The organism is Flagellimonas amoyensis (genome assembly GCF_003058265.1).
GTDB classification, from domain to species: Bacteria; Bacteroidota; Bacteroidia; order Flavobacteriales; family Flavobacteriaceae; genus Flagellimonas; species Flagellimonas amoyensis.
On the sequence record NZ_QBUK01000001.1, the window covers coordinates 175,614 to 187,523 of the forward strand.

The 11,910-nt window shown below is 45.8% G+C and carries 9 protein-coding genes; 7 read left to right on the top strand and 2 right to left on the bottom strand.

Features of this window, described 5'->3' with window-relative positions:
• Window positions 1–115: 115 nt before the first annotated feature.
• Complete coding sequence (locus DB398_RS00730) at window positions 116–397, bottom strand: hypothetical protein (protein WP_108422486.1); 282 nt, start codon at window positions 395–397, stop codon at window positions 116–118.
• 182 nt (window positions 398–579) lie between these two features.
• Between DB398_RS00730 and ileS the strand changes: the two genes are divergently transcribed.
• The 4 genes from ileS to DB398_RS00750 are packed head-to-tail and all read left to right on the top strand — an operon-like array spanning window position 580 to window position 5,700.
• Window positions 580–3,981 (top strand): isoleucine--tRNA ligase, encoded by a 3,402-nt coding sequence (gene ileS, locus DB398_RS00735; protein ID WP_108422487.1) that lies wholly within the window; start codon window positions 580–582, stop codon window positions 3,979–3,981.
• Window positions 3,982–3,983: 2 nt separating this feature from the next.
• Window positions 3,984–4,367 (top strand): TraR/DksA family transcriptional regulator, encoded by a 384-nt coding sequence (locus DB398_RS00740; protein ID WP_108422488.1) that lies wholly within the window; start codon window positions 3,984–3,986, stop codon window positions 4,365–4,367.
• A gap of 28 nt (window positions 4,368–4,395) precedes the next feature.
• On the top strand, window positions 4,396–5,016 hold the full coding sequence (locus tag DB398_RS00745; RefSeq protein WP_108422489.1) for a hypothetical protein: 621 nt from the start codon (window positions 4,396–4,398) through the stop codon (window positions 5,014–5,016).
• Window positions 5,017–5,049: 33 nt separating this feature from the next.
• Complete coding sequence (locus DB398_RS00750) at window positions 5,050–5,700, top strand: lipoprotein signal peptidase (protein WP_108422490.1); 651 nt, start codon at window positions 5,050–5,052, stop codon at window positions 5,698–5,700.
• Here the strand turns inward: DB398_RS00750 and DB398_RS00755 are convergent.
• Window positions 5,688–6,251 carry a 5-formyltetrahydrofolate cyclo-ligase gene (locus DB398_RS00755; RefSeq protein WP_108422491.1) on the bottom strand — a complete coding sequence of 188 codons (564 nt, stop codon included), beginning with the start codon at window positions 6,249–6,251 and terminating at the stop codon, window positions 5,688–5,690. The two genes, DB398_RS00750 and DB398_RS00755, sit on opposite strands and share 13 nt — an antisense overlap.
• Before the next feature lie 474 nt (window positions 6,252–6,725).
• On the opposite strand from DB398_RS00755, the gene uvrC reads away from it, so the two are divergent.
• The 3 genes from uvrC (at window position 6,726) to DB398_RS00770 (ending at window position 11,900) form a co-directional block, all read left to right on the top strand.
• Window positions 6,726–8,516, top strand: coding sequence for an excinuclease ABC subunit UvrC (gene uvrC, locus DB398_RS00760; RefSeq protein ID WP_108422492.1), 1,791 nt, complete (start codon window positions 6,726–6,728; stop codon window positions 8,514–8,516).
• 6 nt (window positions 8,517–8,522) lie between these two features.
• Window positions 8,523–10,784, top strand: coding sequence for a patatin-like phospholipase family protein (locus DB398_RS00765; protein ID WP_108422493.1), 2,262 nt, complete (start codon window positions 8,523–8,525; stop codon window positions 10,782–10,784).
• A 336-nt stretch (window positions 10,785–11,120) separates the two neighbouring features.
• A complete protein-coding gene (locus DB398_RS00770) occupies window positions 11,121–11,900 on the top strand; it encodes a DUF3108 domain-containing protein (protein ID WP_108422494.1) in 780 nt (259 codons plus the stop codon).
• Window positions 11,901–11,910: the final 10 nt, after the last annotated feature.

Here is an 11,910-nt window from a genome sequence, read left to right on the forward strand (position 1 = left end):
GCGCAATCGAAGGGACAAGCGAAAAATCTCTATCAGATAGTTGAATCTTAAAAGATTCTTCATTTCATTCAGAATGACACTTTTTTAGACAGTCTTCGTTTGATACTAATGGCCCCTACAAGCTATCAAGGGCCTTTTTAGTGGCCTCTTTCACCTCTTTGCCGGCTTTTTCAAGACTGTCCAGTGCTTTTTCGCCTATTTCCTTGGCATCCTCGCCCACTTCTTTTGCCGTGTCTATGGCATCGTTGGCGGCCTCTTTCAGGTCCTTGCCGGCTTCTTCCAAGGCTTCGCTTGCCTCCTCGGAAGCTTCTTTTGCCTTATCGTTGGCATCCTTGCAGGAGGTGAGTACGGACACGGACAATGACAGCGCCATTAGGGCGATATAAACTTTTTTCATTTCAATATTGGATTAGTGTTATTGAAAAATCAAGATAACAAAAAATTACCTGAAATAAGGATTGTCCCCATATCATATTTACATTAAGGAGATTAAGGAAATTCTAATAGGCAATGGTTAGGGCATAATTCCATCTAAATTTATAATTTTGCAAACTTGAATTCTAGAAGAAGTAGCAGTTTATGAAGTTTGCGGAGTATAAGGGGTTGGATTTGCCCAAAGTATCGGAAGAAGTTCTGGACTTTTGGAAGGATAAACAGATTTTTGAAAAGAGTATTTCCACTAGGGAGGGCAAGGAAAGCTACGTCTTCTATGAAGGTCCCCCATCTGCAAATGGCATGCCCGGTATCCACCACGTGATGGCCCGGACCATCAAGGATATTTTCCCAAGATACAAGACCATGAAGGGCTTTCAGGTGAAGCGAAAGGCCGGTTGGGACACCCATGGACTACCGATAGAGATAGGTGTGGAGAAGGAACTCGGCATCACCAAGGAAGATATCGGCAAGAAAATATCGGTAGAGGAGTACAATGCCGCTTGTAAAAAAGCGGTGATGCGCTACACGGATGTTTGGAACGAAATGACCGAAAAAATTGGCTACTGGGTGGATATGGATGATCCGTACATCACCTACAAGCCCAAGTACATGGAATCCGTTTGGTGGTTGCTGAAGCAGATCTACGATAAAGGACTTCTATATAAAGGATACACCATACAGCCATACTCGCCTAAGGCGGGCACAGGGTTGAGCTCGCACGAGCTAAACCAACCAGGCACCTATCAAGATGTGACGGATACCACGGTAACGGCACAGTTCAAAGCCAAAAAAGAATCGCTTCCCGATTTTCTGAAAAATGTTGAGGGTGATGTCCATTTCTTGGCGTGGACGACCACCCCTTGGACTCTTCCTTCCAACACCGCCTTGACCGTTGGGCCAAAAATTGAATACGTATTGGTGAAAACCTTCAACCAATATACCTTCGAACCCATTCAAGTGATACTGGCCAAGAATCTGGTCAGCTATAATTTTTCGGGAAAGTTTGCCAAGGTCGAGACCGCAGAAGAATTGTCCAATTTTAAAGAAGGGGGCAAAAAAATCCCATATTGGGTAGGCCAGAGCTGTTTGGGAAAAGATTTGGTCGGAATCCGCTATGAGCAGCTTCTTCCATATGTGTTGCCCAACGACAACCCCGAAAATGCCTTTAGGGTCATTGCTGGGGATTTTGTGACCACGGAAGATGGTACCGGAATCGTGCACACGGCTCCCACCTTTGGTGCGGACGATGCCCTGGTGGCCAAACAGGCCGAGCCAGAGGTCCCGCCCATGCTTGTAAAAGATGAGAACGACAACTTGGTGCCCTTGGTGGACCTACAGGGACGGTTCCGTCCGGAAATGGGCGAATTGGCAGGGAAATATGTCAAAAACGAATATTATGACGATGGCCAGGCCCCCGAAAAATCGGTGGATGTCGAGATTGCCATCAAACTAAAGGAAGAGAACAAGGCCTTCAAGGTGGAAAAATATGTCCACAGTTATCCAAACTGCTGGCGAACCGATAAACCCATATTGTACTATCCGCTGAATTCATGGTTCATCAAGGTGACCGATGTGAAGGATCGGATGTTCGAGCTCAACCAGACCATCAACTGGAAGCCAAAGGCAACCGGCGAAGGTCGTTTTGGCAACTGGTTGGCCAATGCCAACGATTGGAACCTTTCCCGATCCAGGTATTGGGGGATTCCATTGCCCATCTGGAGAACGGACGATGGGAAGGAAGAACTGATCATTGGTTCTGTGGAAGAGCTGAAGGCCGAAATGGCCAAGGCCGTTGAAGCGGGGGTCCTGGAAAAAGATGTGTTTGCCGAATTTGTGGTGGGCGACATGAGCGAGGACAATTACGACAAGATCGACCTGCACAAAAATATTGTGGATGGCATCACCTTGGTATCGCCAAGTGGCCAGCCCATGAAAAGGGAGTCGGACCTTATCGATGTTTGGTTCGATAGTGGTTCCATGCCCTATGCGCAATGGCACTATCCTTTTGAAAACAAAGAATTGATCGATGATGGGGTTGCCTTTCCGGCCAATTTCATCGCCGAAGGAGTGGACCAGACCCGCGGATGGTTCTATACCCTCCATGCCATTGCCACTATGGTGTTTGATGGCATCGCTTATCAAAATGTGGTCTCCAACGGATTGGTGCTCGACAAGGAAGGTAAAAAAATGTCCAAGCGTTTGGGCAATGCAGTAGATCCCTTTGAGGTCTTGCCAGAGCACGGACCCGATGCCACCCGCTGGTACATGATCTCCAATGCCAACCCTTGGGACAACCTTAAATTTGATATTGAAGGCGTGGTCGAGGTAAAGCGAAAGTTCTTCGGAACGCTCTACAACACCTATTCCTTTATGGCGCTCTATGCCAATATTGATGGGTTCAGCTATGCTGAGGCGGATATCCCCTTGAAGGACAGACCGGAAATAGACCAATGGATCTTGTCCGAGCTGCACACCTTGATCCAAAATGTGGATGAGGCCTATGAAGATTATGAAGCGACCAGGGCTTCACGGATGATTTCGGATTTTGTGCAGGAAAACCTGAGCAACTGGTATGTGCGTCTGTGCAGGAGAAGGTTCTGGAAAGGCGATTATGGACAGGACAAGATTTCTGCGTACCAGACCCTGTATACCTGTTTGGTGACCGTGGCCAAGCTTTCCGCACCAGTGGCGCCTTTCTTTATGGATCGATTGTACAAAGATCTGGATGCCGTCACTGGCAAGGATGGTTTTGAAAGTGTGCATTTGGCAGGGTTCCCAACTTATGATGCTTCCATGGTGAACGAAAAATTGGAGCGCAAGATGCAGTTGGCACAAAAAATATCCTCTTTGGTGCTTTCCATCCGTCAGAAGGAAAAGATAAAAGTGCGCCAACCCCTGCAAAAGATCATGATCCCAATCTTGAACGCAGAACAGAAAAAGGACATCGAGGCGGTGTCCGGGTTGATCAAATCCGAGGTGAACGTAAAGGAAATCCAATTGTTGGACGATGCATCGGGCATCTTGGTAAAGCAGATAAAACCCAATTTCAAGGTTTTGGGCCCGAAATTTGGCAAGGATATGAAGGCCATCGCGGGGGCAGTGAACGAATTGGGCCAAGAGGATATCCAAAAAATGGAACAAGAAGGAGAATTAACACTCCAATTGCAAAATAAAACCGTTAATTTACAGTTAGCCGATGTAGAGATCAGCTCCCAGGATATCGAAGGGTGGCTGGTGGCCAGTTCAGGCCCGCTTACAGTGGCACTGGATGTTACGATCGATGAGGCCCTTAAAAAAGAAGGGATCGCAAGGGAATTGGTCAACAGGATCCAGAACATCCGAAAGGATTCCGGATTTGAAGTGACCGACAAGATCGACATTAAAATATTGAAGGACGGCCTTGTGGAAAATGCGGTTTCCAGTAATGAGGAATACATCAAGACGGAGACCTTGACCGCAGTGCTCAACTTTGAGGAAAAATTGGATGAAGGTATAGCGATTGCCTTCGACGAAGTGAATACAAAATTGTTTATTCAAAAGCATTAGACATGGCAGAAGATTTAAAAGTAAGATACTCCGACAAGGACCTGGAGGAATTCAGGACCTTGATCGAGGAAAAAATGGAAAAGGCAAAAAGCCACCTGGAACTTTTGAAGAGTTCCTATATGAACGATGGTAACAACGGTACGGATGATACGTCACCAACCTTCAAGGCTTTTGAGGAAGGTTCGGAGACCATGTCCAAGGAAGCCAATACACAGTTGGCCATCCGTCAGGAGAAATTTATCCGCGACCTGAAGAACGCACTTATGCGTATCGAGAACAAGACCTATGGTATCTGCCGTGTTACCGGAAAGCTCATCAACAAGGAACGGTTGAAGCTGGTCCCACATGCCACATTGAGCATCGAGGCGAAGAATATGCAAAAATAATAAAAGCGCCCTAGGGCGTTTTTTGTTTATGAAGACCTTGTTGTTTTTACCGGCCCTCTTTTTCCTTGTACACCTACACGGACAAAAATTGGTAAAAAAAGCATTCATCGGACCCAGGACCGAGTCCATCCAGATAGATGCCCAATATTGCTATCGGATAGACCTTGCCACTTCGCCGACCGATGAGGTGCAGGTATCCGCGAGCATCGAGGGCGAGTATGCCAAAGATCTGTTGGTGTCCATTGAGGAAGAAGGTACAACAGTGTTGGTCAGCGCAGGGTTCCAGCCTATTTTCATCAACCCCAACGACAAGCTCAGTGCCCACAAAGTGGTTTCCATAGCGTTGCAGATCAGTGTGCCAGAATACAAGGAGGTCTCCATTTTTGGAACGAACAGCAATGTGAATGCTTCTGGCAAGTATGAAAACCTGCACATCACCCTTTCCGATGGGATATGTACTTTGGAGAACGTTTCCGAAACGGTTGAGGTGGCCACCCAAAAGGGGGATATATGGCTCTCTGCGCCCAGCGGGCACATTCTGGCCGAAAGTACCTACGGGAAGGTGGACCAGGAAACCATCCCCTTCGGGGACAACCAATTTATACTGAAGACGGTGGAAGGGCAAATCCATCTCAAGAAAACAAAATAATATCCATATTTTTGCAACCTCTTTAGTAAAAGCATGAGTTTAAAGAAATCCCTGTTGATCATTGTTCTGATTTTGCTCGTTGACCAGATAAGCAAAGTCTATATCAAGACCAGTTTTATTTTGGGGGAGTCCCATGATGTCTTCGGTTGGTTCAAGATACTTTTCATAGAGAATGAAGGTGCGGCTTGGGGGACCAAGTTGAGCGACCTTCTGCCCATTTCGGAACCTGCAGGAAAACTGGTGCTGACCATTTTTAGGATTTTTGCCGTGCTGGGCATTGGCTATTGGCTTTGGGACATTGTGAAAAAGCAATCCCCAAAAACCTTGATCTTGGCCGTTTCACTGATTTTTGCCGGTGCGGTGGGCAATATCATCGACTCAGTTTTTTACGGGTTGATCTTTGATCATAGCAATGGACAAGTAGCCACTCTTTTTTCCGATAATCCTTATGGCAGCCTGTTCCATGGCAAAGTGGTGGACATGCTCTATTTCCCCTTGATAGATACTACATGGCCCGATTGGGTCCCTTCAGTGGGGGGCAATCGTTTCCGGTTCTTTGAACCTGTGTTCAATATTGCGGATACGGCCATCAGTACAGGAGTGGGTATTTTGATTGTTTTCAACAAGAAGGCTTTCCCGAAGCAAGCGGAAAAAAAGGAAGAGGTCGTCGATCAGAATGCATAGACCTTTTCTTGGGTAATGCAGTAATCCAGTTTCACATCATTTTCATCCACATCGGTTATAGGCTCTGCTTCGGCCCCAAAAAAAGATAGTCCAATTTTGAGGGTGTCTTCCCCGCATTTGCCCAAGAAAATGTCATAAAACCCTTTTCCATAGCCCACTCGGTTGCCCATTTCATCAAATGCCAAGAGGGGGATAAAGACCACATCTATTTTATCTTCGGGCACCACTATGCCGTCCACGGGTTCTGGAATGCCCCATTTGTTTTTTTTGAAGGCAGTCCCATCGGTCAATAGATAATTGTCCATGGAACTATCACCGCTCACCTTGGGGACAACAACGTGTTTGTCCTTCCCTTGTAGCAGTGTGATGATGGGGAGGGTGTCCACTTCGTTCTGCTCCTCTATGCTCAAAAAGATATGGTAATAAAAAAAATCCCAGATTGGGATTTGGAGTACATGATTTGCTAAAATCAAACTGAAATCTGAAGCTTGTGATGGACTGATTCCCGCTCTCAGATTTCTGTATTTTTTTCTTAGTTCATGTTTCAACATCTAAGTGTTGAAGATTTAGGGGTTATTCTGGGGGCACATTGGTCTTATTCTCCCTTACTTGCTGAAACGGAGAAGAATATCTTGAAGAAAAGCATCAAGATCAAGTACATTCCCAAAACGATTACATAGTTTTCCATAGGATTGTATTTATACTGTTAAATGTAGGTAAAAGAATTTTAAAACCCACCACGAAATGCACTTTTTATCGGTGAAATACACCATTTTTTGCAACAGTTTAACATTTTTTGATTTTCAACTATGGTTTTTCCACAGTTTTTTTATAGGAAAACCCCAGTTTTGAAGTTGCGTTTCCAAAATGGAAAGGAATTGGAATTGATGTGGTTACCACTTCCATGGATCCAAACCGGGCAGATATCAATGCAAAAGGGCAAACAATCAAGTTTAACAGAAAACACTGTAATTAAAATATAACTTTGTTGTAAAGTCGAATAGGGTAATTTTTCCAAAAACCGTATGTCCAACCCACCATCCATCAATGTACAGATAAGTACCTTGCCCGATAACCCCGGGGTGTATCAGTTTTATGATGCTGCAGGGAAAATTTTATATGTGGGAAAGGCCAAGAACCTTAAAAAGAGGGTGTCGTCCTATTTCAACAAGAAACAGGAATATGGGAAGACCCGAGTATTGGTGAAGAAAATCCATACCATAAAACATATTGTGGTCTCCACGGAGTCGGATGCCCTTTTGTTGGAGAACAACTTGATCAAAAAATTGTTGCCACGCTACAATGTGCTGCTCAAGGATGACAAATCCTACCCGTGGATCTGCATAAAGAATGAACGTTTCCCAAGGATTTTCCCAACGCGGAAACTCATCAAGGACGGTTCGGAATATTATGGCCCCTACACCAGCATGAAAACGGTACGGACCCTTTTGGAGCTCGTGAAGAGCCTTTACCCCCTCCGGACCTGCAACTATGACCTTTCCGAGGAAAAAATTGATGCTGGTAAGTACAAGGTGTGTCTGGAATATCATCTGGGCAACTGTTTGGGCCCATGTGAAGGGCTTCAGGAGGAGAAAGAATATAGCGCACAGATAGAGGACATCCGGCAGATCATAAAGGGGAATCTGAAAAGTTCCCTGCAATCGTTCCGGCAGCAGATGATGGAACTGGCCGACAAAATGGAATTTGAAAAGGCGCAGCGGGTAAAGGACAAAATAGACATTCTGGAAAACTACCAGGCGAAGTCCACGGTGGTGAACCCCAAGATCAACAATGTGGATGTCTTTTCCATCATTTCGGATGAGACCCATGCCTATGTGAATTTCTTGCAGTTGTCGCATGGGGCCATCATTAGGTCGCACACCTTGGAGATCAAAAAGAAACTGGAAGAGACCGATGAGGAACTCCTCCAATTGGCCATCACGGAGATAAGGCAACGATTCCATTCCCGTACGAAGGAAATCTACCTGCCGTTCCCTGTCACAGTAGAGGAAGATATAAAGGTCACTCTGCCCAAATTGGGCGATAAGCGTAGGATTTTGGAACTGTCGGAGCGCAATGCGCGTTTTTACAGGCAGGACAAGATGAAACAGATCAAGATCACCGATCCGGACAGGCATACCAAAAGGATCATGGCCCAGATGAAGGCCGACCTCCGACTTTCGGTGGAACCCACCCATATTGAATGTTTTGACAACTCCAACATCCAGGGAAGCAACCCTGTTGCCGCCTGTGTTGTCTTTAAGGACGGAAAGCCGTCCAAGAAGGACTATAGGCACTTCAACATTAAGACCGTGGAGGGTCCTGACGATTTTGCAAGTATGGAAGAAGTGGTTTTCAGAAGATACAAAAGGTTGCTGAACGAAGATGAGCCCCTGCCCCAACTGATCGTGATCGATGGAGGCAAAGGGCAGTTGTCGTCGGCCCTGAAGAGTTTGGAAGCCTTGGACCTTCGTGGGAAGATAGCCATCATCGGTATCGCCAAAAGACTGGAGGAAATCTATTTCCCAGAAGACCCCGTACCTTTATATCTGGACAAGAGGTCGGAATCATTGAAGATCATCCAGCAATTGCGGAACGAGGCCCATAGGTTTGGCATCACGCACCACAGGAACAAGCGGAGCAAGGGAGCCATAGGCACGGAGCTGGTAGGTATTGAGGGCATTGGGGAGAAAACGGCGGAGCAACTGTTGAAGAGCTTCAAGTCCGTAAAGCGCATCAAGGAAGCTTCCGTGGAGAGCCTTGCGGAATCCGTGGGGATGGCGAAGGCAAAAAAAATTTATAAATCCTTTCATTAGTGAACCATGCACAGTAAAAGTATAATGACCACATTGGTGTTTGTTTTGTTTGGCGTTCTTGGATTGGCCCAAGACCAGAACGGTGACCCACCTCCCAAAGTAGGACTTGTACTAAGTGGGGGCGGGGCTAAAGGGTTGGCCCATATCGGTGCACTGAAGGTCATTGAGGAAGCCGGGGTGAAAGTGGATTATATTGGAGGGACCAGTATGGGGGCCATTGTCGGGGCGCTCTATGCATCGGGATATTCGGCCAAAGAGCTGGACTCCATTTTTAGGGTGACGGACTTTACAAAACTTATCCAGGACAATGTGCCTAGGGGCGCCAAGACCTTCTACGAAAAGGAAAATTCGGAGAAATATGCACTGACCTTGCCTTTTACGAATTTTAAGGTGAGCTTTCCCCAGGCCATTTCCGGGGGGCAAAACATTTATAATGAACTGGTGCGCTTGCTTTTCCATGTCAAGGATGTGCACGAGTTCAATAAACTGCCCATTCCGTTTCTTTGCATGGCCACCAACGTGGAGACCGGCGAACAGGTATTGTTGGACCATGGCTATCTTCCCGAGGCCATTGTGGCTAGTGGTACCTTCCCGTCCCTTTTTGAACCATCGGAAATAGAAGAGGCCATTTTGATCGATGGTGGGGTGGTGAACAATTATCCCATAGAAAGGGTGAGGAACATGGGTGCGGACATCATCATTGGGGTGGATGTGCAACACGATCTCGCCACAAGGGAATCCCTCTCCTCGGCCACGGAGATATTGCTGCAGATCAACAACTATCGTACGGTGAACGACATGAAGAAAAAATCGGAGGAGACGGACATCTATATCCGGCCGGCCATTGATGAATTTTCCGTGATCGATTTTGGACGGAGCAAGGACATCGTCAAAAGTGGTGAGGAAGCGGCAAAGACCAAAATGGAAGAGCTGAAGAAAGTTGCAGAGGCGCAAAAATACGCCCCAGATCGAAGGAAACGAATCCAGGGCATGGACAGCTTGGTGATCAACCGAATGATCATCAAGGGAAACGACCAATACACGAGAGGCTACATCAAAGGGAAATTAAGGTTCAACTTGGCCGAGAAAATCGCATTTGACGATTTGAAACAGGGAATCAATAACCTCTCCGCCACCGGAAACTTCAGGGCCATCAGGTACGAACTGATATCCAATGGGTTGGGAACGGACCTGATCTTAAAATTGAAGGAGAACCCGACCAAAATGTTCATCAAGATGTCCGCCCACTATGATGACCTTTACAAAAGTGCGGCACTCATCAACCTTACGAAAAAGAACTTCTTGATGAAGGACGATGTGGCTTCTTTCGATTTTATCCTTGGCGATAACATCAGATACAACTTGCAGTACTATCTGGATAAAGGCTACTATTGGAGTTTTGGGGTGAATTCCAAGTTCACGGATTTCAATTCTGAAGTTGATTTTTCGCTGATCCAGGGGAATTTCAACACGCCCATTGATCCCAACATCCGAAGGATCAGTCTGGATGTGACCGATCTCACCAACCAGATCTATTTGCAGACCGTGCTCCGGGAAGAATTTGCCTTCACCATTGGCGCCGAACATAAATTGTTGAAGTACAGTACACGAACACTCAGCCAGTTGGGAGAGGACCTTGAGGCACTGCCCACTTCGGAACGGACCTTTTTTGAGAATTCCAATTATTTCAGTGGTTTTGGAAAGATTACTTTGGACACCTATGATGATAAATATTTCCCGACAAAGGGTCTCCTTTTCGATAGTGATTACCACGTTTACCTGTTCTCTTCGGACTTTAACGACAATTTCAGGGAATTTTCCGTTGCCAAGGGCCGCTTGGGCACTGTGATTCCCTTGGTGAACAGACTGAGTCTAAATTTGGAAGCTTCGGGCGGGGTAAAGTTGGGTACTTCGGAGGTGACTTCGTTTGATTTTGTCATGGGAGGTTTCGGGAATGATTTTGTGAACAATTTTGTGCCTTTTTTCGGATATGATTTCCTCAGTATTCCAGGGAACAGTTTTGTGAAGGCATATGGCAGGTTGGACTACAACTTTGCCCCAAAGAACCATGTCCTTTTCACGGCCAACTTTGCCAATGTGGACGATGACCTGTTCAGGACAGGCGACTGGTTCACCCAGCCCAATTATTCAGGCTACGGGGTGGGTTACGGGTTTGAGTCGTTCTTGGGCCCGGTACAGATTTATTACTCGTGGTCGCCGGAGATAAAAAATGACAGTATTTTCTTCAGTGTAGGGTATTGGTTCTAATGTGAAGAATATACCAAAACCCCCAATATTCTTAATAATTTGCCAAAAAACCATTCTGGGGCTATGAAAAAAAAGGAAGTATAGTTAAAGTCCGTTAAAAACTCATTTTCCTACAAAACCTTGGCGTATATTTGTCCCACATAAGGGGTGGTTCCCTTATAACTTTAAGTATTGGTTTTTCATAATTTAAAGTTTGGTTGGTTATTTAGGAAAAGCCCAGTTTTAAGACTGGGCTTTTTTTTTGCATACTATTTTGGAACAAGTTTTGTTTAAGTATATGTAAACCAAGTGCCCCGAACACCGATTTTGTTAATTTTATACCAGTAAAAAGCACATATGAAAAAGATACTGCCCTTACTTTTCCTACTTCTGGCCGTACCTGTTATGGCTCAAAAGTCCCAACCCGCTTTCAAGTCGGGTGAATGGTTGAAGTTCAGGATACACTATGGATTGCTCAATGCCAGTTATGCCACATTGCACCTGAGCTCCGAGACCCTGGACAGTATTCCTGTGTACCATGTGGTGGGCAGTGGGAAAACGACAGGCTTCGCCAGCATATTCTTCAAAGTGGACGATACTTACGAGAGCTATTTTGGCAGAAGGAACGGAAAGCCCTATAAGTTTGTCCGTAAGATAGACGAGGGCGGCTACACCAAGGACATCGAGATCAATTTTCATTACGATGAAAAGAAAGCCGTATTGAACGACTACAAGAACGGCACCCAGATGGACATTCCCGTGCACGATCAGGTCCAAGATCTGATTTCCGCTTCCTACTATTTGAGGAGCAACTATAACCTTGAGGAATTTGAGGAAGGACAGACCATAAACCTGGACATGCTCTTTGATGATGACGGGGTGTTTCAGTTCAAGTTGAAATATTTGGGAAAAGAAGTCATCAGAACCAAGTTTGGAAAAGTGGAATGTCTTAAATTTAGGCCTTATGTTCAATCAGGTCGTGTTTTCAAGGAAAAGGAGAGTCTTACCCTTTGGGTATCCAACGATTTGAACAAGATTCCCATCCGCATCAAGGCAGATTTGGCCGTTGGGTCGCTAAAGGCGGACTTGGAAGCATACAATGGACTGAGGAACCAGTTTAAAATTATAATGAATTAGTAGATCAGCA

Excerpts from the sequence above, each read along its gene's own strand:
- DB398_RS00730 (WP_108422486.1), bottom strand. The coding sequence starts at position 397 with ATGAAAAAAGTTTATATCGCCCTAATGGCGCTGTCATTGTCCGTGTCC.
- ileS (WP_108422487.1), top strand. The coding sequence starts at position 580 with ATGAAGTTTGCGGAGTATAAGGGGTTGGATTTGCCCAAAGTATCGGAA.
- DB398_RS00740 (WP_108422488.1), top strand. The coding sequence starts at position 3,984 with ATGGCAGAAGATTTAAAAGTAAGATACTCCGACAAGGACCTGGAGGAA.
- DB398_RS00745 (WP_108422489.1), top strand. The coding sequence starts at position 4,396 with ATGAAGACCTTGTTGTTTTTACCGGCCCTCTTTTTCCTTGTACACCTA.
- DB398_RS00750 (WP_108422490.1), top strand. The coding sequence starts at position 5,050 with ATGAGTTTAAAGAAATCCCTGTTGATCATTGTTCTGATTTTGCTCGTT.
- DB398_RS00755 (WP_108422491.1), bottom strand. The coding sequence starts at position 6,251 with ATGTTGAAACATGAACTAAGAAAAAAATACAGAAATCTGAGAGCGGGA.
- uvrC (WP_108422492.1), top strand. The coding sequence starts at position 6,726 with ATGTCCAACCCACCATCCATCAATGTACAGATAAGTACCTTGCCCGAT.
- DB398_RS00765 (WP_108422493.1), top strand. The coding sequence starts at position 8,523 with ATGCACAGTAAAAGTATAATGACCACATTGGTGTTTGTTTTGTTTGGC.
- DB398_RS00770 (WP_108422494.1), top strand. The coding sequence starts at position 11,121 with ATGAAAAAGATACTGCCCTTACTTTTCCTACTTCTGGCCGTACCTGTT.